At 69.6% G+C, this 21,158-nt stretch carries 19 protein-coding genes and 1 tRNA gene; 10 read left to right on the forward strand and 10 right to left on the reverse strand.

Going from position 1 to position 21,158, the window contains the following annotated elements:
* Positions 1 to 57: 57 nt before the first annotated feature.
* Positions 58 to 693, forward strand: coding sequence for a non-canonical purine NTP pyrophosphatase (locus tag RYH79_RS01315; RefSeq protein WP_370895462.1), 636 nt, complete (start codon positions 58 to 60; stop codon positions 691 to 693).
* Between the two features lie 122 nt (positions 694 to 815).
* On the opposite strand, the gene RYH79_RS01320 is transcribed toward RYH79_RS01315, so the two are convergent.
* From RYH79_RS01320 to RYH79_RS01330, 3 genes are all read right to left on the reverse strand, one after another.
* Positions 816 to 1,304 carry a DUF7384 family protein gene (locus RYH79_RS01320; protein ID WP_370895464.1) on the reverse strand — a complete coding sequence of 163 codons (489 nt, stop codon included), beginning with the start codon at positions 1,302 to 1,304 and terminating at the stop codon, positions 816 to 818.
* A 109-nt stretch (positions 1,305 to 1,413) separates the two neighbouring features.
* On the reverse strand, positions 1,414 to 2,376 hold the full coding sequence (locus RYH79_RS01325; RefSeq protein ID WP_370895466.1) for an ABC transporter ATP-binding protein: 963 nt from the start codon (positions 2,374 to 2,376) through the stop codon (positions 1,414 to 1,416).
* A 3-nt stretch (positions 2,377 to 2,379) separates the two neighbouring features.
* Positions 2,380 to 3,426 carry an ABC transporter permease gene (locus RYH79_RS01330; protein WP_370895468.1) on the reverse strand — a complete coding sequence of 349 codons (1,047 nt, stop codon included), beginning with the start codon at positions 3,424 to 3,426 and terminating at the stop codon, positions 2,380 to 2,382.
* A 61-nt stretch (positions 3,427 to 3,487) separates the two neighbouring features.
* Between RYH79_RS01330 and RYH79_RS01335 the strand changes: the two genes are divergently transcribed.
* Complete coding sequence (locus RYH79_RS01335; protein WP_370895470.1) at positions 3,488 to 4,219, forward strand: TOBE domain-containing protein; 732 nt, start codon at positions 3,488 to 3,490, stop codon at positions 4,217 to 4,219.
* Between the two features lie 3 nt (positions 4,220 to 4,222).
* Here the strand turns inward: RYH79_RS01335 and thrC are convergent, their stop codons facing one another.
* Both thrC and RYH79_RS01345 read right to left on the reverse strand, forming a co-directional pair.
* On the reverse strand, positions 4,223 to 5,491 hold the full coding sequence (gene thrC, locus RYH79_RS01340) for a threonine synthase (protein ID WP_370895472.1): 1,269 nt from the start codon (positions 5,489 to 5,491) through the stop codon (positions 4,223 to 4,225).
* A gap of 79 nt (positions 5,492 to 5,570) precedes the next feature.
* A complete protein-coding gene (locus tag RYH79_RS01345; RefSeq protein ID WP_370895474.1) occupies positions 5,571 to 5,981 on the reverse strand; it encodes a putative quinol monooxygenase in 411 nt (136 codons plus the stop codon).
* A 114-nt stretch (positions 5,982 to 6,095) separates the two neighbouring features.
* Here RYH79_RS01345 and RYH79_RS01350 point away from each other — a divergent pair, with 114 nt between their 5' ends.
* The 3 genes from RYH79_RS01350 to RYH79_RS01360 all read left to right on the forward strand — a co-directional run bounded on the left by RYH79_RS01350 (position 6,096) and on the right by RYH79_RS01360 (position 11,337).
* The gene (locus RYH79_RS01350) at positions 6,096 to 7,004 is read left to right on the forward strand and encodes a ketopantoate reductase family protein (RefSeq protein WP_370895476.1); all 909 of its coding nucleotides are present in this window, start codon (positions 6,096 to 6,098) and stop codon (positions 7,002 to 7,004) included.
* Positions 7,005 to 7,172: 168 nt separating this feature from the next.
* Positions 7,173 to 10,508 carry a S8 family serine peptidase gene (locus RYH79_RS01355; RefSeq protein WP_370895478.1) on the forward strand — a complete coding sequence of 1,112 codons (3,336 nt, stop codon included), beginning with the start codon at positions 7,173 to 7,175 and terminating at the stop codon, positions 10,506 to 10,508.
* Positions 10,509 to 10,596: 88 nt separating this feature from the next.
* Entirely contained in the window at positions 10,597 to 11,337 is a 741-nt protein-coding gene (locus RYH79_RS01360) for a cohesin domain-containing protein (RefSeq protein ID WP_370895480.1), read from the forward strand.
* Between the two features lie 123 nt (positions 11,338 to 11,460).
* Here the strand turns inward: RYH79_RS01360 and RYH79_RS01365 are convergent, their stop codons facing one another.
* The 3 genes from RYH79_RS01365 to RYH79_RS01375 all read right to left on the reverse strand — a co-directional run bounded on the left by RYH79_RS01365 (position 11,461) and on the right by RYH79_RS01375 (position 14,732).
* Entirely contained in the window at positions 11,461 to 12,282 is an 822-nt protein-coding gene (locus RYH79_RS01365; protein ID WP_370895482.1) for a DUF4097 family beta strand repeat-containing protein, read from the reverse strand.
* Between the two features lie 420 nt (positions 12,283 to 12,702).
* Positions 12,703 to 12,774, reverse strand: a tRNA-Thr gene (locus RYH79_RS01370).
* Between the two features lie 86 nt (positions 12,775 to 12,860).
* Entirely contained in the window at positions 12,861 to 14,732 is a 1,872-nt protein-coding gene (locus tag RYH79_RS01375) for a stage II sporulation protein M (protein WP_370895484.1), read from the reverse strand.
* 107 nt (positions 14,733 to 14,839) lie between these two features.
* On the opposite strand from RYH79_RS01375, the gene RYH79_RS01380 reads away from it, so the two are divergent.
* A complete protein-coding gene (locus RYH79_RS01380) occupies positions 14,840 to 15,439 on the forward strand; it encodes a transcription antitermination protein (protein ID WP_370895486.1) in 600 nt (199 codons plus the stop codon).
* Positions 15,440 to 15,560: 121 nt separating this feature from the next.
* Here the strand turns inward: RYH79_RS01380 and RYH79_RS01385 are convergent, their stop codons facing one another.
* The gene (locus RYH79_RS01385; RefSeq protein ID WP_370895488.1) at positions 15,561 to 15,827 is read right to left on the reverse strand and encodes a DUF7553 family protein; all 267 of its coding nucleotides are present in this window, start codon (positions 15,825 to 15,827) and stop codon (positions 15,561 to 15,563) included.
* A gap of 185 nt (positions 15,828 to 16,012) precedes the next feature.
* Between RYH79_RS01385 and RYH79_RS01390 the strand changes: the two genes are divergently transcribed.
* From RYH79_RS01390 to RYH79_RS01405, 4 genes are all read left to right on the forward strand, one after another.
* The gene (locus RYH79_RS01390) at positions 16,013 to 17,206 is read left to right on the forward strand and encodes an extracellular solute-binding protein (RefSeq protein ID WP_370895490.1); all 1,194 of its coding nucleotides are present in this window, start codon (positions 16,013 to 16,015) and stop codon (positions 17,204 to 17,206) included.
* Between the two features lie 7 nt (positions 17,207 to 17,213).
* A complete protein-coding gene (locus tag RYH79_RS01395) occupies positions 17,214 to 18,188 on the forward strand; it encodes an ABC transporter permease (RefSeq protein WP_370895492.1) in 975 nt (324 codons plus the stop codon).
* A gap of 86 nt (positions 18,189 to 18,274) precedes the next feature.
* The gene (locus tag RYH79_RS01400) at positions 18,275 to 19,111 is read left to right on the forward strand and encodes an ABC transporter permease (RefSeq protein ID WP_370900724.1); all 837 of its coding nucleotides are present in this window, start codon (positions 18,275 to 18,277) and stop codon (positions 19,109 to 19,111) included.
* A 49-nt stretch (positions 19,112 to 19,160) separates the two neighbouring features.
* Entirely contained in the window at positions 19,161 to 20,174 is a 1,014-nt protein-coding gene (locus tag RYH79_RS01405) for an ABC transporter ATP-binding protein (RefSeq protein ID WP_370895494.1), read from the forward strand.
* Between the two features lie 16 nt (positions 20,175 to 20,190).
* Here RYH79_RS01405 and RYH79_RS01410 read toward each other — a convergent pair whose 3' ends face one another.
* Complete coding sequence (locus tag RYH79_RS01410; protein WP_370895496.1) at positions 20,191 to 21,153, reverse strand: Gfo/Idh/MocA family protein; 963 nt, start codon at positions 21,151 to 21,153, stop codon at positions 20,191 to 20,193.
* Positions 21,154 to 21,158: the final 5 nt, after the last annotated feature.

Genomic DNA, 21,158 nt, shown 5'->3' on the forward strand with positions numbered 1-21,158 from the left:
CGCGCGCACGGGCGACGACACCGACGAGGCTAACCGCCGCGGCGCCAACCCTCTCGCGTGCTCCACTACGTCACGACGAACGACGGCAAACTCGCCGAGGCGGACGACTACCTAGACGAGGTGACGCAGTTCGACTTCGACTACACCGAGATCCAGGCGGCCGATCCGGCGCCGATCGCGGCCCACGGCGCTCGGGCGGCGTACCGCCGCGTCGACGGCCCCGTTCTCGTCGACGACGCGGGACTGTTCCTCGAGGGCTTCGACGGCTTCCCCGGCCCCTACTCCGCGTTCGTCGAGAACACACTGGGGATCGACACCGTCTGGCGGCTCGCCGACGCGGAGCTAGACGACCATCGGGCCGCCTTCCGGTGTGTGTTGGCGTACTGCGACGGGGAGTCGTTCGACGCCTCGCCGGATCCGGTCGACCGCGGTGACCGGGTAGCTGCGGCGGCGACGGGGGCCGACGCGGACGAGGACAACGACACTACGGAGACCGACCTCCCGGTGAAGCTGTTCGAGGGTGTCGTGCGCGGGCAGTTGGTCCCGCCGCGCGGCGACGGCGGCTTCGGCTACGATCCGATCTTCGAGTACGACGGCACGACGATGGCGGAGATGGGGCCCGCGGAGAAGAACGCTATCTCACACCGTGGACGGGCGTTGGAGAAGTTCGCGGAGTGGTACGCACAGCGGTAGCGACCGAGGGTTCTTCAACGGGGAGGCGACCAGACGGCGCGTGCCCTGACCGATCACGCAGCGTCGAACTCGGCGGGAGTGCGACACACCGGCGCTGCCAGTCGAACGTGTCGCCTGCTCGCTCACGCCCGTGGGTCGCGGTCCGGTCCGTCGTACTCCCCCCCGACGACCACGCCGTACAGGCTCTCGGCGTCGAACAACGACGCGAACGCCGCCGGCTCGCGCACGCTCACGTCGAAGTGACCCGCCAGCCCGACACCCGCACCCGCAGTTGTCAGCCGACCGTCTAGCGACAGGACGTGCATCGCGCCGCCGTGGTAGGCGGACGCGAGCGCGGGGTGGTCGTCGGCCGGGTGGGTGACGGACTCGCGCCAGTTCGCCACCCGCTCGCGCCAGTCGTTCGCCAGCGTCTCGTCTGCGAGCGACGCGATCACCGCCTCCGCGTCGGCCAACAGCGCGTCACTCGCAACCAACGTCGTCCAACTGTGCTCGCGGAGGTGGTCCAACGCTGCCCGCGATGGGCCGTCACAGAGGAGGTCGGCCGCGAGCACGTCCGCGTCGGCGACGACCCGCGCCGGCGACGGCTCCGGATCCCCGTCAGTCGCCGCCACGCCTCGCCTCCAGCGCCTCTCGAATCGCCGTCTCGTCGGTCGACACGTCTGTGCCGCGCTCGAACAGTGTACGCCAGGTCTCCACACCGTCTGTGACACCCGCGAACGACTAATCCCTCCCGGTCGTCCTGTCTCCGTCACTCGTCGGAATCGTCCAGGGATCAGACGGCAGTTGCAGTCCGATCCGGTCGTCGACCGCCGGCGGATCGTCGGTGTACGCCACCACTTCGACGCCGTCCACGGCCACGACGACGCGGTGGGCCGTCTCGACGCGAGACCGACGCCGGACACACCCGACGGTCTCGGTGTCCGTCGGGGAGACGAGCGCGACGGCCTCCGGTCGCACGGCCGTCGGCCGCGGCGCTCCCACGCCCGCCGGGAGGACGTTCGCGCCGACGAACCGTGCGACGAACTCCGACTCCGGGCGCTCGAACACGGCCGAGGGTGACCCACGCTGGACGACCTCACCGTCGTGGACGACGGCGATTCGGTCCCCGAGCGCCCTGGCGGTCGTCCGGTCGTGTGTGACGTACACGACCGTCCGGTCGGCCAGCAGTCGGCCGAGGTCGTCACGCAGCGTCTCCCTGGTCGGAACGTCCAGCGCCGCCAGCGGCTCGTCCAACAACAGAACTCCGGGGTCGACGGCGAGCGTCCGGGCGAGCGCGACACGTTGTCTCTCACCGCCCGACAGTGTCTCGGGCCGGCGGTCGGCCAGCTCCGAGACGGCGAGCCGTTCCAGCAGCGTCGCCGGCTCCCGTGTCGTCTCGTGGTAGCGCCGGCCGAACCCGACGTTCTCGCGGACGGTCAGGTGTGGGAACAACGCGTGCGACTGGAAGAGGAGTCCGGCGTCCCGCGTCTCCGGTGGCGCGTCCGTCACGTCTCGTCCGGCAATCTCGACGACACCGTCGTGATCGTGGAAGCCACCGAGACACTCCAACAGGAGCGTCTTCCCACTCCCGCTGGGCCCGAGAACGACCAGTGTCTCCCCGGACGCCACCGTCGCGTCGGCGGTCAGGCGAAACGACTCGGCGCCGTCGCCGAACCGGGCGCGGACGTCGAACGACAGCGACACCACTCACGCCACCCCGGGAGTTCCGTCGTCCGTCACCCAGCGTACGAGGAGGAACACCGCCGCGGAGACGGCCAGCAACACGGCTGCGACGGCGCCGCTCTCGGCGAGTCCCCGGCTCGTGTACGTCTGGTAGACGAACACGGGCGCGTGACTGGCCGTGATCGCCCCGACGCCGGGGACGACGACAGAGACGGTGTACGCGACGACCGCGACGGCGCCGAACTCCGAGACCCCTCGCGCCCACGCCAAGACGCCGCCGGTGACGACGCTCCGGCCGGCCAACGGGAGTGTGACCCGCCGGAACGTCTCGAACGGGCTCGCGCCCTGCGAGCGAGCCGCCATCCGGAGGTCGTCGTCCACCGCCTCGAACCCCTCCCGAGCGCCGTGGACTGCGAACGGCGCACCAACGAACGCCAGCGCCAACACCATCCCGGTCAGCGACGACAGAATCTCGACGTTCGGAAACACACCACCCCGCCCGAAGCCGAACAGGACCAGGATTCCGGCGACGGAGTGGGGGACGACCAACGGGAGGTCGACCAGACTCTCGACGACTCTCTCCCCGGGGAACCCACGAGCGAGGAGGTACGCGAGCGGCACCCCGCCCGCGAGCGACCCGAGCGCTGCGAGCAACGGGGCGTACACGGTCACGAACAGCATCCGGTGGACGGCGCCGTCCGTCGCCGCCTCCCACACGAGCCCCGGCTGTTGTCGCAGGAGAAACGCCAGGATCGGCACCCCGAGCGCCAACAGGAGCGTCGCGGCGAGCCCGGCGATCACGACCCCGAACCAGCCGTCGTCGTTCCGTGCGCCGAGGACCCCGGCCGACACGAGCGCGAACGGGACGTACCACGTCGGTCGCCCGGTCGCCGAGGCGACAGTGAACGCCGCCACCTGGACCGTCACGACGGCGAGAACGGCCGTCGGGCCTCCCCACAGTCCAGTCTGGCCCGACGACTCGGCCTCACCCACCGGCGTCCCGGCTTCGCTCACCGACGACCCGGTCTGGTCCGCCGACGACCCGGTCTCGCCGGAGCGACGTATCGACACAGATACATCGAAACGCCCAACCGGTCATAAGCGTTTTGTCGAGTGGTAGGAGAACACGACCGTGTCCGGAGACCCCGACCGCGCGGACGAGACCGCCGTCGCGGCTGGACTCACTGTGGACGGCGTCACCTTCGACACCACCGACGCGCGGCTCCTGCGTGCCGTCGCGGAGGCGGGCTCCGTCAGCGGCGCGGCCGAGCGACTCGGTCGCTCTCGGGCCCGAGCGCTCGGACGACTCGACGACCTGGAGTCGGCGTTCGGCTCGCTGTTGGAGCGTCGCCGCGGCGGGGCCGACGGCGGCGGGAGCCGGCTGACCGGCGACGGCCGGTCGTTGCTCGAACGCTTCGACAGGCTCCAGGCGGTGTTGGCCGGGACCGTCCGGGCCCGCGAGTCCGTGTTCCACGGCCGCGTCGCCGCGACGGACGGCGACACGGTCGTCGTCGCCACGTCGGTCGGTCGCGTCAGGGGGCTCGCCGTCGAAGCCCCGGTGGTCGACGACCGTGTCGCCGTCAGCGTCCGGAGCGACGCCGTCACGCTCCAGGCGCCCGAGGCGACCCCCCCGGCGGACGCTACGAGCGCCCGTAACCGACTCGCCGGGACGGTCGACAGACTCGACCGGTCGGCGTCCGTGGTCGCGGTGACGGTGGCCGTCGGCGGCGACGAAGAAGAGAACGGAGAGTCAGTCGAGGCGCTCGTGACCGCCGACAGCGCCGACCGACTCGACCTCGCCGTCGGTGACGCCGTCACCGTCTCGTTCAAGACGACGGCGGCCCGTGCCGTCCCGGTCCGGTGACGGCTACAACGCGTTCAAGACGGCGTCGGCGGTGGCGTCCGCCGGCACCGGCTCCCCGCCCGCCTCGTAGGCGGCGTCGGGGTCCTTGAGCAGGTGACCGGTCGTCAGACACACCACGTCCTCGTCGGCGCCGATCGTGCCGTGATCGCGGAGCTTCTTCAGTCCGGCAACGCTGGCAGCCGACGCCGGCTCGACGCCCACCCCCTCGCGGGCGAGCGCCCGTTGTGCCTCCGTGATGGCGTCGTCCTCGACGGCCACAGCCGTGCCGCCAGTCTCGCGGACGCCCGGGAGCGCCTTCGGTGCGTTCACGGGGTTGCCGATCCGGATCGCCGTCGCACGGGTCTCCACATCCGGCCACCGCCTGATCTCGTCGTTCCCCTCCGTGACGGCCTCCACCAACGGCGCCGCGCCGGCCGCTTGGACCCCGGTCAGCGACGGGACCTCCGACGGCTCCATCGCGCCGGCGGCGACGAGTTCTCGGAACGCCTTGTACAGCGCCGAGGTGTTGCCGGCGTTGCCGACCGGCAGGACGATCCGGTCCGGGTACTTCCCGTTGTCGGCGTAGAAACGCTCCAGGATCTCGAAGCCGATCGTCTTCTGCCCCTCCAGCCGGAACGGGTTCAACGAGTTGAGGAGGTACGCCTCGCCGCGGCCGGCCAGTTCTTGGACTACGTCGAGACAGTCGTCGAAGTTGCCGTCTAGCTCCACGATCCGGGCGTCGTGGAGACTCGCCTGTGCTACCTTTCCGGCGGCGACCTTCCCCTGCGGCAGCAGGACGAGCGTCTCTAGCCCGGCGCGGGCGCCGTACGCCGCCAGCGCCGCGCTCGTGTTCCCCGTCGAGGCACACGCCAGCCGGTCGACACCCACCTCCTGGGCGACCCGGACGCCGACGGTCATCCCGCGGTCCTTGAACGAACCCGTCGGGTTCATCCCCTCGTGTTTCACCCGGAGTCGGTTCACCCCGGCGTCCTCGCGGATGCGCGGCACGCGGTGCAACGGAGTGTCGCCCTCCGGTAGCGACACTCCCTTCTCGAACGGGAGGGCGTCTGCGTACCGCCACACCCCACGGTCCGTGGGGCTCGCCTCGAAGTCACCCCAGTCGGGGTGGTCGTCGTACCTGACCTCGAGCAGTCCGTCACAGTCGTCACAGGTGTACCTGATATCGTCGAACGGGGAGAACGTCGACCCACAGGCGACACAGGCGAGCCAGGTCCCGTCGTCCGCCGCCGACGGCACTGCCTCCGACTCGCCCACGAGCGGAAGTTCGGCCATACGCCTCCCTCGGTGCGCTCCGTGAAAAGTCGGGCGTTCGGTGTCAGACGTGCCGGTCCTCTCGCCGGGGCCCGTCTGCTCACTCCGTCTCGTTCGTCTCCTCGGTCTCGTCGGCGCCTTCTCTCTCGTCCGTCTCCTCGGTCTCGTCGGCGACGGCCGCAGCGGCCTCCTCCGGGGTGAACGTCGCCGTCGCCACGGCGTCGGCGGGCACCTCGAACTGGACGGTCTCGATCTCCCCGTCGGCCAACTCCGGGAGCCGTTCGTTGAACCGGCGGTAGAGGTCACTCGCTCGGTGTGTCTCCGCGGCGGCGGCGTCCGCGTACTGCTCGAAGAAGCGGGCGACCGGTCGGTCCCCGACACCGACGCTCGCGCGGTACCGGACCGTGTCCGGCTCCGCACGCTCGGCGCGTGCGACCAACTCCGCGGCGAGATCGCGGAACGCTGCCTCCTCGTCCGGTGCGACCGGGATCTCGGTGTGGACGACGATCACGGACGGACCTCGCACGCGCGCGACCAGTAGCTTGCGGGTGGTCTCACCGGCCGAGCCCACCCGTGGACGCCGCGACCACAAGCCACCTTGCCGTCGGAGTCCGACGAGGTACCAATGGAGATTCTCGTCTTCGGCGCCGGCGCGCTCGGGAGCCTCGTCGGCGGGTTGCTCGCCCGCGAACACACGGTGACGCTCGTCGGCCGCGACCCACACGTGGCCGCCGTCCGCGAGTCCGGGCTCCGGATCGAGGGGGCAGCCGAGGCGACCGTCGGCCCCGACGCCCGGACGGACGCCGCCGGACTCGACACTGATCTCGCAGTCGTCACTGTGAAGGCAGGCGACGTGCCCGCGGCCGCCGCGGCGCTGGCCGACGGCAGCCACGATACCGTCTGGTCGCTGACGAACGGGCTGACGGAGGAACGACTCCGGGAGACGCTGGGCGACCGCGTGCTCGCCGGCACCGCGACGTACGGCGCCGAACTGCCGGAACCGGGTGTCGTCCGGTGTACCGGTCTCGGCGACCTCCACGCCGGGGAACTCGACGACGACGAGACGGAGTCGGACCGTGCCCGGAGCGTCGCCGACGCCTGTCGTGCCGCCGGCGTCGCCTGTACGGCGACGGCACGGATGGACACGCGACGCTGGCGGAAACTCGCGGTCAACGCCGGGATCAACGGCGTCACTGCGCTGGCACGCGTGCGGAACGAGGCAGTGCTCGCAGACCCCGGCCGGCCGGTCGCGGCGCGGGCCGCCCGGGAGACGGCACGGGTGGCGCGCGCAGAGGGAGTCGATCTGAGCGACGAGACGGCCGTCGACGCCGTCCGCGAGGTGGCGGCGGCGACGGCCGACAACCGTTCCTCGACGCTCCAGGACGTGCGCGCCGGCCGGCCGACGGAAGTCGACGCGATCAACGGTGCAGTCGTCCGGCGCGGGGAGACCGCGGGCGTCGGTACGCCGACGAACCGCACGCTGTGGGAGCTGTTGGCCGCTTGGGCGACGGCGAACGCAGACACCAGCGGGTGAGACGCGCCGGCGAGCCGGACGGGCTCGCCTCCTGCCCGCAGACACCGGCAATTACTACCGCATGTCTGTTGGGATATGCCACACGAGAGAAACTCAGGGTAGGTGTGACCACAACTTACATATGCCACACGGTTCATACGGTGATTGCAAGCTAGAGGTCCAAGAACAATGGACAAAAACAGAAATAAAGCACTCGCACTGTTCCTGACGGTGCTGATGGTGGCCGCTCCCGGAGCCGGGACGGTCGCAGCAGCGCCGGGGACAGTGACCGACGCATCGGACACGAATCAGGTAACGTTCGAACAAGGGGTCGTCGACCCGTCGGCGGCCGTCGACTTCGCCGACGAGGGTGAGGTCGACCCGACACTGACCGACGCCGAGGGGACGACGACGGTAGTCGTGCGTCTCGACGGAGCGGACCAGTCACGGATCTCACAGCTCGACCGCGAGGCGAGCGTGCAGAGCCTGAAGTCGCACGCCGCTTCGACACAGCAGAACCTCCTCCGCTTCGTGAGTCAGCGCGACGGGGTCGAGGTGGAAGAACGGTTCTGGATCCTCAACGGTGTCGTGTTGGAGATCGACACGAACGAGGTCGACCTGCAGACTGTCGCCCGGATCGAGGGCGTCCAGCGGGTCCACAGCAACTTCGAGATCACGCTCCCCGAGCCCGACAAGCAGACGCGAGTCTCGGACACGTCGTTCGACGCCGGCGACGACGGTGTCGACACCACCTACGGGCTCGACCAGATCAACGCCCCGGAGCTGTGGTCCCAGTTCGACACGAAGGGTGAGGGTGTCGACGTGGCCGTTCTCGACACCGGTGTCGACCCGGACCACCCGGACATCAACATTCAGGACGAGCACTTCGTCGAGGTCGACTCTGACGGGAACGTCGAGAACGTCGCGCCGTACGACAACGAGGGTCACGGGACGCACGTCTCCGGGACGGTCGCCGGTGGGAACGCCTCCGGCGAGTACATCGGCGTCGCCCCCGGTGCGACCCTGTGGCACGGGAAGGTGCTCGGTAGCAACGGCGGCGGCTCGTTCGCCCAGATCGCCGGCGGGATGGAGTGGGCCGCGAACCAGCCCGAGATCGACGTGGTGTCGATGAGTCTCGGCGCCGGGGGCTACTACCCCGACCTGATCGAGCCGGTCCAGAACCTGGAGGCTGCCGGCAAGATCGTCGTCAGCTCCTCTGGCAACAGTGGCCAGGGGAGCTCCGGTACGCCCGGCAACATCTACGACGTGATGGCGATCGGTGCCAGCAACGAGGCCGGCGACATCGCCTCCTTCTCCAGCGGTGAACTCGTCGATACGAGCTCCGACTGGGGTGCCGACGCGCCCGCCGACTGGCCGGACGAGTACTACGTGCCAGACTACGCCGCGCCCGGCGCGGCCGTGAAGTCTGCACAGAACGGGGGCGGCTACACGGAGCTGTCCGGCACTTCGATGGCGGCACCGCACTTCGCGGGTGCCATCGCACTGATGCTGTCGGCCGGCGGGGAGGGCCTAGAGAAGTCGACGATCCAGAAGGCCCTGACCGACACGGCGACGCTCCCGCCGAACGCCGAGCCGGACCGGTTCGGTGACGGTATCATCGACGTCGCGGCCGCGACCGAACAGGTCACGCTGAACCAGTCGATCACCGGCGTCGTCACCGACACGAGCGGTGAGCCCGTTCCGGAGGCGACGGTGACGACGGACCAGGGCTTCGAGACGATCACGAACAAGTACGGTGAGTACACCGTGCTCGCCGAGGCGGGCGACGTTCAGGTGGACGTCACCGGGTTCGGCGTCGAGAACGCCTCGAAGACCGTGACGGTCCCCGAAAACGAGACGGTGACCCTGAACTTCACGGCCTCGCCGCAGGTCGGCGTCGAGCCGGTGAAGGCACAGCCCGCCGCCGTCGAGGCCGGTGCCAACGTGAGCGTCACTGTCGACGTCGCGAACATGGAGTCGTACAGCACGACGCTGGCAGACGGCTTCGACCAGTCGAACGCCACGCTGTCCGTCGACGGGACGGAGGTGCCGTTCGGCACGACGATCGAGTTCGACCAGCCGGTCGACGACACGGTGACGGTGACCGTCGAGACTGCCGACGGCTCCAGCGGTGACCTGTCGATGGTGCACACCTTCGGCGGCGCCGGCGAGAGCCTGGAGGTGACCACGGGTCCGACCCAGGTGTTCACTGAGCTGAAGGCGGTCGGTGTCGTCGACGACAGCGGCGAGTTCGGCGGTGCAGTCGAGCAGACGCTCGCCGAACAGCTGCCGGCGAGCTACGAGATCGACGTGATCGACAGCCAGACGGCGATCGACTCCGTGGACGCGTACGACGCGTACGTCGTCCAGAACATCGACGAGTCCTCCCCGCAGGAGTTCGTCGAGGTGACGAGCGGCTACGAGGTCGGGACGGTGTACCTCGATCAGTACGGCTCCAGCTCGAACGGTATCGAGGCACGCTCGAACGCGCTCGGTGATCCGGCGGAGACAGACCAGGCGTTCAGCGGGAGCAACCCGTTCCTGGTCGACTACCAGGCCGACCACCCGTTGTTCGACGAGGTCGCCTCCGGGTCGCCGATCCAGCTCCACGAAGGGGACTTCGCGGACCGGACGACGTTCAGCGGGACGGACGCGAACGTCCTCGCCGGCGTTAGCTCCGGTGCGAGTGGTTCCGTCGAAGGGAGCGCCGTCGCAGTCGACGAGGAACGCTGGGACATCCTGACGGCCTCGATGGGGTACACCAGCTTCGTCGGCGCGAGCGACTACACCACGGCAGCGGACATGATCCTCGGGAACGCCGTGGAGATTGCGGCCAACCCGCCGGGTCCCGCCGGTGAGATCTCGGTGTCGAACGAGACCGTCACGCCCGGAACGAACTCCACCGTCTCGGTCCAGACGACCGTCGAGGGTGTCTCCGGGTACGAGGTGACGCTGACGTTCGATCCGGAGAAGGTTCAGGTGTCCGAGGTGACCGGTGTCGACATGGCCGACCCGGTCGTGAACCTGGACAACGACGCAGGGAAGCTCGTGCTCACGCAGGCACAGGCGAAGCCGGTCGACGCCGCGGAGTTCGCCCGCGTCGAGTTCGAGACGACTGGTCTCGAGGGCGGTGAGTCCGCGACGATCGACGTCGCCGACGCCGGGTCCAACGTGTACGACACGAACGGTTCGGCGTTCATCTCGAACACCGACGCAGGTGAAGTCGAGGTGCTCCAGGCAGAGCTGGGTGACGTGAACGCCGACGGGGCGATCACCGCCGGTGACGCCGTCATCGTCCAGCGGTACATCGCCGGGCTGCCGACGGAGACCTCCGGCGACCAGATCGCCACGCTCGCCGACGTGAACCAGGACGGCGCCGTCACGTCCGCGGACGTGACCGCCATCCTCCAGCTGGTCGCCAGCGACGACGCGTCCGGCGAGGAAGAGGAGTCGAGCCAGCAGACGACCAACGAGGTCGAGACCACCCCGCCGGTCGACGCGGCGACTGTGGCCGTCGCCAACTGACCACGCCGGCGCGGACGACAAGCTTTTTTGTTTGCTAAATTATAGCTGTTAGTGCAAAATGAACAGAGTTGTCTCTACGCTCTTCGTGGTGTGTCTTCTCGCGGGGGGCGTGTTCGTCGCCACTAGCACGGTGGCGGCAACGGACGCGATCCACCAACAACAGCAGAACGGGACGATCAACGTCACGACGGAGCAGCGCGGCGAGACGCTGACCGTCACTCTGTCCGCGTCCGGCGAGATGGCCGGGTACCAGGCGAACGTCACGTACGACCCGAGCGTGGTGACGTTCCGGGGAGCGACCGGCGTCGACTTCGCCGATCCGGTGGTGAACAACAACGGGGCGGCCGGCTGGGTGTTCCTCACACAGGCGGCTGCCGACGGCGTCGAGAACCCAGAGCTCGTCCAGATCACCTTCGAGGTCGTCGGGAACGGGAACCCCCAGATCGGCTTCGATCGGTCGAACACACTCCTCAACGACGCCGACGCGGAGGTTGTCGAGCCGACCTACGAGACGAACGAGGTCGGCAGTTTCACGGTCGCCACGGCGACCCCGACGGCGACCCCGTCACCGACTGTGACACGATCTGCGACAGACTCTCCGACCGCGACTCCGTCGGTGACAGACTCGCCGGCTACGGCCGACACGGCAACACCGCCCACCGGCACGTCGACGACACAGTCGACGGAGTCCGGCACGGCGACGTCCGGAACGACCACGCAGGACGCTGACGACGGACTCCTGTCGAGCCCGCTCCTCGTCGGGATCGGCGTCGGCGCCGGGATGGTGTTGCTGCTGGGGGCCGGTGTCCTCCTGGGACGGCGACTCTGAAGCCGACTCCCGCCGCCCGACGACCGTCGAGTGACACGAGTGGTCGGTCGACTCGGCGGAGGGCCAACTCGGCACGGGGTCGACTCGGCGGACGACTACCACCGCCTCGTCGACTCCCTACGATCACTGTTCGAACGCTACGCTCCCCACCTGTGTCGAGACGGTCAACGTCGGCCCACCGTCGCCGACCTGCCCGCTCGCGGCGCCGCCGACGATCCCGTCGGAGCCGGACAGCCCCGGCGCGGTCACGCCCCCGACCGACGAGGACACGCGCACCTCGGCGTCCAACTCCGGACCGGCGCGCAGCCGCACGGAGCCGGTCGTGCTCTCGACGGCCGTGTCGCCGTCGATGGCCCGGACGACCGCGTCGATCTTCCCCGCTCTCGTCCGTACGTCGCCGATGGCCGCGGCCTCCCGAACCGTGATCGACCCCGCGTCCGTCTCGGCGGTCACGGTGCCGTCGACCGACGACACCTCCACGCCCCCGTTCGTCGTCGACAGCTCTGCGTCCCCGTCCACCCCGTCGACCGTCACCCCGCCGTTCGTCGACGAGACCGACAACGGCCCGGTCGTGTCCGTCAGCTCGACGCCCCCGTTCGTCGTCTCGACTCCACGGAGGGTGACACCCGTCGCCTCGACGCTCCCGTTCGTCGTCGCCGCCCGCTCGATCGGGAGATCTGTCGGGACCGCGACCGTCAGCGACACTGTCGCGTCCGACCCCCCGTCGTGTTCTACCTCCACCGAGAGCGGGTCCGTCCCACCGGCGACGACTCTGGCGTTCGCCAGTTCCCGCTCGCTGTCTCCCCGCTTGTGTGCCTCGACGACGACGTTCGACTCGTCGTGTGCGGTGAGTGTGAGGCTCCCGTTCGTCGTCTCGACCGCGAGCGACGACGGACGGTCGAACTCGTGGGTCTCCGTGGTCTCGTGGGTCTCGCTGCCGAACATCGTGAGTGTCGTCTCGGACGGCGACGGTTTGAAAGCTCGCAGAATGGCGTTTCTGTTCGTTCGGTGATGGATCTGCGGTTCGGCGAGGACTGCACGCCGAGTCGAGTCGCTCGGGCAGCCACCGGACGAGTGGTAGCGCCGGATACACTGTGGAGAGAAGTGAAACTGTCTGGACTTCGAACTCTGAAGGAGCGTACTGCCGCTCACTTCGTTCACAGCAGAAGACCTCAGCCGACGTTCGAACCTCGATTACTCCGCTCCCTGCTTCGAATCCCGGCACAGCTTTCGCTGTTAGCTTCGTTCACAGCAGAGAGCCTAGGCCGGGATTTGAACCTCGGTCGCTCCGTTCGCTGGCGCTTACTCCGCTCCCTGCTTCAAATCCCGGCACAGCTTTCGCTGTTGGCTTCGTTCACAGCAGAGAGCCTAGGCCGGGATTTGAACCCGGGCTCTCGTCCTTACCAAGGACGCGCTTTACCTCTAAGCTACCCAGGCAGGCACCACATGGTACCTCACTCGCGTCTTTAGTCGTTTCGATACGCGGCGGGACCGCGGGAGGGCGGCCGACTCCCACGCGACTCTTACAGCACGAACTCCGCGATCGCGGGCGTGAGGAACGCCTCGATCAGCGCGGCGACGACGAGCAACACCGCGACGCCACCGAGGACGTGCGCGCCGTGCCGGAGTTCGTCGGCGACGGTCGCGGCGTCCGTCCGGCCGCGAACCCCTCGCCAGCCGACGCCGGCGAGGTGGAGCCCCAGCCCCCAGGCGACGAGGAGGACGGGAATCTCGAGGATTCCGTGGGGGGCGACGAGCGCGACGAACCCTTGGAGGTCGAACGCGCCGGCGAGCGCGCCGACGAGTGCGCCGTTGAACGCCGCCGCGACGGCCGCGGGCACGCCGAAGGCGAGCCCGCTGTACACGCCGGTCGCGGCAACGAGCCAGTTGTTGGCCGCGATGTTGAGGAAGTCGTTCACCGGGAACGCCCCGAAGACGTTGCCCACGTTCTCCGGCGGCGGGACGGCCAGGCCGGCGGGCGCGGTGAGCCCCCAGCCGCCCAGGAGGCCGACGGCGAACGCCGCCAGCGCGCCGACGACCGCCAGCGGCGACTCGGCCGCGAACCCGGTGAACGCCCGGAGCCCGCCGCCGAACGCCGTCCGGAGCCGGTCGACGACCGACTGCCGAGACCGGGTCGGTACCGTCGGCGGACCGGCGGGTGCGGCCGGCTCGACACTGGTCGCCGTCGCCGCTGGGTCGTCTCGTGCCGCCGTCGTGTGCGTCTGTGTCGACCGAGCGGTCGCTCCCGGCTCCCGGTCGTCCGTGTCGCGGTCGAGTGTTGCGTGGTCGGACGTGTCGCCACCTGGCGCGCTGCGGTCGTGCCCGTCGCGGCCGGACGTGGCGTCGTCACCGTCGGGGGCGACCGCCGCCGACCGTGTGTCCGGAGACGCGGGGCCCGTCCGGACGCCGGCGTAGACGGCGGTGGCGAGGAGATCGACCACCGGGGAGACGACGAGCGGCGTCAGGAGCGCGCCGACGCGGGCGGCCGAGACGGTGCCGAGGACGCCGGCGACGACGCCGGACGCGACGTACAGCCCGCCTGCGGCGACGACGAACGCGACCGCGACGGCGGGGTGGTGCCGGAAGAAGCCGAGACTCCCCCGGACGGCGCCGACGACGCCTCGGTCGTCGACGACGGCGGCCGGCCCGGCGAACGACAGGAGGATCACGACCACCAGCGTGACGAGCACGCCGCCGAGCCCGAGCAGGACCGTCACGGCCGCGGCCACGGAGCCGGCGGCGACGAACACCCCTGTCGCCGCCAGCGGGGCGCCGACGAACAGGAGTCCGACGACGAGACGGAGGAGGAACAGCCCGAGGAACGTCCGCCAGCGACCGGCGCCGCGCACGCCGGCGGTCAGCGCCGTTCGCGCGGGCTCGGGGTCGTCTTCGACCGCGAGCGCGGCCCAGACCGTCGACTGTGTGACGGCGACGGAGACGCCGCGAACGAGCGCGAACGCCAGGACCGACAGCAGGACGCCGGCGACGACGACCCCGACGACCGTCGGCGAGGCGAGGTCGGCGACCGCCGCAGACAGCTCCGGCGGGATCGACAGGTCCGGGGCGCCGGGCGGTGTGCTGGGGTCGGCGGGGTCGACTACGCCGTCGGCGCCGTCGCGGCCGACGAGCGGCTCGGCCGCCCGGAGCACGGGCTCGATCCGGCCGGTCGCGGCCAGGAACGCGACCGCGACCCCGAGCGCCAGCAACAACGGCGCACGGGCGACCCCGGCGGCGCCGAGCGCGACCAGGTACGCCGGCAGGACGGCCGTCGGGAGGTCGCGCACGACCCGGCCGGCGGCCGTGACGGCGCCGGAGACGGTCGGATCACGATCCGAGAGCGGGGGGAGCGACCGTTCCGTCGGCGGACGCTCCCGGTCGTCGTCTGGCTGGGACACGACGAACAGGTGACACGCCAGGAGCGTAAACTCTGCCGGTGGGTGTCGCACGGCGAGACACGGGCACGTCGCGCAGTCTTTTCGGCCCCCCCGGCCGAACACCAGGTATGGACACCGAGGAGTTCACCGACGCGCTGCGAGAGGCACACGAGACGCCGTTGTCGCGGCTGGGGTCGTCGAAGTCGCTGTACGCGCTCACCGGCGGCGAGATGGCCGGCGACGCCGTCCGGGCGGCAGTCGCCCGCGAGGCGACGTTGGCCGCCGAGACGTACGACGACCTCGCGGCCGCGACGGACGGCGAGACACGGACGCTGCTGTCCGACCTGGCGGCGTCGGCCCGCGACCAGGCGGAGACAGCTGGCACGGAGCCGACGGACCGCCAGTTCCCGGATCTCGAAGCGCTGGCGGCGACGGAGACGGACGCCGGCCGGCTCGGCGGCGCACTCGCCCGCCAACTGCTCGCAGAGACGCGGGTCGCCCAGGCGGTGGGGTTCTTCGTCGGCGACGCCGACCCCCAGAGCGCACAGACGTTCCGGTCGCTCCGCTCGGCCGTCGAGACGGACCGCGACCGCGTGGCGGAGGCGCTGGCGGGCGTCGACGACCGGGAGACGGCCCGCGAGGCGGCCGACGCCGTGATCGAGGCCGCCTACGAAGACTACGTGGAGAGTCTCGAGTCGATGGGCGTCGAGCCGAAGAACGTCTGTTGAGCCGGAGGTCGGCGACACGCCGTCTCCCGGCGTGACGGGAGTGCGCGTCACCCCCGGCGTGACGGAGGTACGCGTCACCCCCGGCGTGACGGAGGTACGCGTCACCCCCGGCGTGACGGCACTACACCCCGTCGACGCCCTCTCGGTACGACGAGAGGAGGTCGCGGGCACGTTCGACGTGGTCGGCGGCCGTCTCGTCCACTTCGGCTTCGATCTCTCGGAGGACGTGGAGGTGGCGGGCCAACTTCCCGTGGTCCGGCCCGGTGTCGGCCGTCGCGGCGTCGGCCAACGCCTCCGCCTGCTCGAACAGTCGTTCGCGCGTCTCCCCGGCCGTGGTCTCTGTGGCGGTGCGGAGCGCGTCGCTCGCGTCCGAAAGTTCCTGGTGCACACGACACACTCCTTCCGGCCGTCGTGGTAAACTTATCCCCGTCTCTCGGAACTGTCTGTCCGTCTAGGATTAATTACTTTGTTATTTGAAGAGTTGTAAACTGACGGGAGAGATATATAGTCTACGCATCGGTACCTCCGGCTCATATCAAGGATTAATACGCGAATCCTGGAGACCAAACCACGATGCGATCCAGACGGCAGGCACTGTCACTGACGGGAGCGGCGGTCGCAGCCGGACTGGCCGGCTGTGTGACTGATAGCAGCGGCACGGACACGGAGGCGGGTGGTTCCGGGTCCGAGGAGGCAGGGTCGGACGACTCCGGGGGCTCGGGCGGCTCCGACGGCGAGACGTACGAGGTGGGGTACGAGGACTCGAAGACGACGGTGTCGGCCGCCGACTTCCCGGAGAAGCTGTACGTGTACGCGGTCCAGACGGGCTGGTCGAACTGGGGCGCTCAGATGAAGACGTTCGAGGAGAAGTACGGCGTCCCGTTGAACGACGATCAACGTTCCTCCGGAGAGGCGCTGTCGGACCTGCGGGCTAACGCCCAGGACCCCACCCACTCGGCGTACAACGGCGGCTACACGTTCGGCATCCTGGCGATGAAAGACGGGCTGACTCAGTCGTACAAGCCGGCCAACCGGGACAAAGTGCCGGAGAAGCTGAAGACGGACAACGGCCACATGACGGCCACCCGGCGGATGACGACCACCGTCACCTACCGGAAGGACATCTACGAGGAGGAAGGGATCGAGCCGCCGGAGACGTGGGAAGATCTCAAGCGAGAGGAGATCGCCTCGAAGACTCAGTACCAGCCGCCGAACGCGGCCGTCGGGCTGGCGGGCGCACTGTCGATCAACAACGCCTACGGCGGCAGTCTCGACGACGTGCAGCCGGTGGTCGACTACTACAAGGACGTGAAAGAGAAGGGCGCCGTGTTCGCCGGCAACGTCGAACAGAAGTTCACGAAGGGTGAGGTCCACACCTTCGTCGAGTACGACTACACCGGGCTGGACCTGAAGTACAACGCCGACTCCATCGGCGAGGACCAGGTCGCCACCAGGCTGCTCACCGGCCCCAACGGCGAGAAGGGTGCGTTCAACCAGCCGTACGGCTACGGGATGCTGAAGGGCGCCCCGAACCCGGAGGCGTGTAAGCTGTTCATGGACTACGTGCTGTCGCTGGAGGGTCAACGGAAGTTCCTCGACGCGTTCGTCCGGCCGATCCGCGCGCCGGAACTGGAGATGCCCGACCAGTTCCCGCCGCAGTCCCGTTACGACGAGACGGAGTTCCAGGTGGACTACACGAAGCTCGTGGAGAACCAGAAGTCGATCATCGAGCAGATCGGGAAGGGCGTCGGGCTGACGGGGTACTGAGCCGCCGATGTCCACACTCGACTCGGAGTCACTGCGCCGGGCCGCGACGGTCGCTGCCCCGGAGACGGAGCGGGACCGCGAGCACCGCCGGATCGCCCTGCTGTCGCTGCCGTTCCTCGCGCTGGCGACGTTCGGCGCGTTCGTCCCGCTCGCGGAGATGCTGCGGGTGAGCACCTCCACCTCCAGTTTCGCGGTCGAGGGGTTCACGCTGTCCGCCTACCGGGAGCTGTTCGCGTCGATGCTGGCGTTCGTCCCGATCGTCGGCGACGCGCTCGTCCCCGAGGCCAGCGCCGTGTACGGCTCCGTGATCTGGAACTCGCTGTGGTTCGGCGCCGTGACGACCGTCGTCAGCGTCGCCGTCGGCGTCGGGCTGGCCCACAGTTTGGAGAAGTACGACCTCCCGTTCGAAGGGACACTCGTCACGCTGCTGTCGTTCCCGATCAGTCTTCCGGGGATCGTCGCGGCGTTCATGATGATCGTCCTGTTCGGGACGACCGGCGTCCTCTCGAACGCGCTGGCGTTCCTCGTCGGGACGAACCCGGACGCGGTGGCGCTGACGGGCCAGCCGTCTGGCAGCCCCGCGGCCGTGCTGGGGCTGTTCTTCGGCTACCTCTACTCCATGATCCCGCGAGCGACGTTCCTCCTCCGGGGGACGTACGCGGAGGTGAACCGCGACGCCGAGGAGGCCGCCCGGGCGCTGGGCGCGAGCCCGTTGGAGACGTTCCGGCACGTCACTCTCCCGCAGATTCGGCCGGGGGTCGTCGCGGCGCTGATCCTCACCTTCCGGACGGCACTGGCCATCTTCGGCACCGTGCTCGTTCTGAAGGCGCTGTCGGTCGTGACGTTCCGGTTCGACCAGGAGATCCAGGTCGGATTCGACCTCCCGATGGCGTCTGCGCTTGCGGTGGTGTTCTTCGCGTTCACGCTCGCGTTCACCTTCCTCGGGCTGCGGTTCACGAGCGCGGAGGTGGGTGAAGCGTGACGGACGACGATTTCGCTGCCGACGGGGGCGTCCCGCAGGCGACGAACGGCACGCTGGACCGACTGTCGGCAGAGGTCGGCCGCCGGCTGCTGTTGGTCCTGTTCGGCGTGACCCTCCTGTTCCTGATCGGACCGGTCCTGCTCACGTTCGCCGCCTCCTTCTTCGAGAGTTGGACGGGGCTGGCTCCCAGCGGCCCGCTGACGACGATCCACTGGGAGCAGGCGCTCGGGCTGACGGAGACGGTCGGCGCCTCCCGCGGACTCGGCACCTGGATCGTGGACATCCCGGCGACGGGACTCGCCGTCCGGGTCCCCGCGAGCATCGGGTTCAGTATGCTGCTGGCGCTGGCGGGTGTCGGGATCAACTTAGTCGTCGGGGTACCCATCGCGTACGCCGTCACTCGGTACGACTTCTACGGCCGGGACTGGCTCAACACGGTCGCGGTGTTGCCGATCGTCCCGGGGATCGTCCTCGGGATCGCGTTTCTGCGGACGTACCCGAACCTCCCGAGCGCGGTCGCGTTGATCATCGGCTACTCCCTGCTGAAGGCACCGTACATGGTGTTGTCAGTCCAGTCGTCGTTCGAGTCGATGGACCTGCGCCGACTGGAGGAGACCGCACGGTCGCTGGGTGCCTCCTGGCCGCGGACGCTGGCGACGGTGATCCTCCCGAACGCGAAGCGGGGGATCATCTCCGGGTCCGTGGTGTGCTGGACGCTGGCGGCCGCGGAGTTCAACTTCTCGTACATCGTCTACTCCCGCGGGCCGAAGCCGTTCTCGTTGTTCCTGTTCGAGAACATCTCCAACAACCCGTTCCAACGGGCGGCCGCGGCGGTGTCGGTGTACTTCCTGATCGTCGGGTTAGTGACGGCGTTGCTGCGGGCGACCGGCGAGCGCGGGTTCTCCGCGGGTGGTGTACAGTGACGCGAGCGACTGTCGAGGCAGTGACGACTACGGACACGAGGTGAGCACGATGGCAGAACGAGTGGAGTTGACAGACGTGACGAAACGCTTCGGAGACACCCTCGCGGTAGACGGGGTCTCGCTGACGGTGGAGCCGGGTGAGACGCTCGGGCTCGTCGGCCCGTCCGGCTGCGGGAAGACGACCACCCTCCGGGCGGTCGCCGGCTTCGAGACGCCGACGGCCGGCCGGGTCGCCTTCGACGACGAGCCGGTGACGGACGTGCCCCCCGAGCGCCGGGACGTCGGGCTCGTGTTCCAGTCGTACGCCCTGTTCGACAACCTCTCGGTCCGGGAGAACGTCGCCTTCGGGTTGAAGATGCGAGACGTGCCCCCCGAGCGCCGGCGGGAGCGCGCGACGGAGCTGTTGGAGCTGCTGGGGATCGACGGCATGGGTGACCGCGACCCGACGACGCTGTCGGGCGGCCAACAACAGCGTGTCGGGCTGGCGCGGGCGCTGGCTATCGAGCCCCGCGTGCTCCTCTTAGACGAGCCGATGACCGGGCTAGACGCCAAGCTGAAGCGACGGCTAGAAGAGGAGATCGGTCGCCTGCTCGCGGAGTTGGACGTGACGGCGCTGTACGTCACCCACGACCAGGCGGAGGCGATGGTGATGTGCGACCGGATCGCCGTCATGAACGAGGGACAGATCGAACAGGTCGGCCCGCCGGAGACGGTGTACGAACGGCCGGCTAGCTCCTTCGTCGCCGACTTCGTCGGCACCTCCAACCGGCTGTCGGCGACCGTCGACGGCGACCGCCTGGACCTCGGTCACGCGACGGTGCCGGCGCCGCCGGCCGCCGCCGCCGGCGACGTGACCGTCGTCGCGCGACCGGAGGCGTTCACGCCCGGCGACGGCCCGGTGACGGCAACCGTCGACGAGCGGTTCTACCTCGGCGACCACGTCCGCGCCAGCGCCACGCTCCCGGACGGGAACGAGCTGACGCTCCGATTCGACCCCGGCGAGGAGCCGGACGGCGACGAGGTCTCACTCGCCGTCGACCCGGATCGACTCCACGTTCTGTGAGTGTCGCCGGGGTCTCTCACTCCAGCGCGACGGACTCTCCGTCGGACGCGAACACGGCGTCGACGACACGCTGGATTCGGGTCGCCGTCGACAGTGACACGAGGTCGCCGTCGTCCCCGTCGAGCTCGGCGACGAACTCGTCGAGCAGCCGTCGGGTGGTCGGCGCGCGGTCGTCGACGAGCACCCGTTCGGACTCGCGGCCGCGGTCGGCGACGAGCCGGTGCCAGTCCGTCAGCGTCAGCTTCCCCTCGGTCCCGAGGACGGTGATCGAGTTCTCCTCGTCGTCGGCGACGCCGGTCGCCAGGTCGAGCGTCCCGTGGACGCCGTCGACGGCGAAGGACCCGACGACGGAGGTCTCGTGTCGCTCCGGCCCGTCGTACTGTGTCTCTGCAGTGAGCCGCTCTACCGGACCGAAGGTCTCGTCGACCCCGAACAGGAAGTGGGTGCCGACCTCGCGGATCGGCCCGCCCTGCTCGCGCGACTCCAGCCAGGCGACGTCCTGCCACTCTCGGGGCCACCGAGGGAACCGGAACCGGAGGTCGACGCGCCGCACCTCGCCGACGTCGCCGTCCGACACCCGTCGGCGAAGTTCGCGGAACCCGGGGGTGTAGCGGAACGGGAGGTTGACGCCCGCCACGCGGTCCGTCTCGGCGGCGGCGTCGACCAGCGTCTCCCCGCCGGTGGCCGTCGGTGCGATCGGTTTCTCACACAGGAGGTGTTTCCCGGCCGCGAGTGCGTCCGTGCCGACGGGCACGTGCCCGACCGGCGGGACGCCGACGTACACCACGTCGACACTGTCGTCGCCGACGAGGTCCGTGTGGTCGCGGTGGGCGACACAGTCGTACGTGTCGGCGAACTCCTCGACCCGGTCGGCGTCCGTGTCACACGCGGCCCGGACGGTCGCGTCCGGGTGGTCCGCGAGCGTCTCCGCGAGTCTCGTCCCGATCACGCCGCAGCCGACGACTCCGAACTCGTACACGGTCG

This window comes from Halobaculum sp. MBLA0143, from assembly GCF_041361465.1.
Classification (GTDB): Archaea; Halobacteriota; Halobacteria; order Halobacteriales; family Haloferacaceae; genus JAHENP01.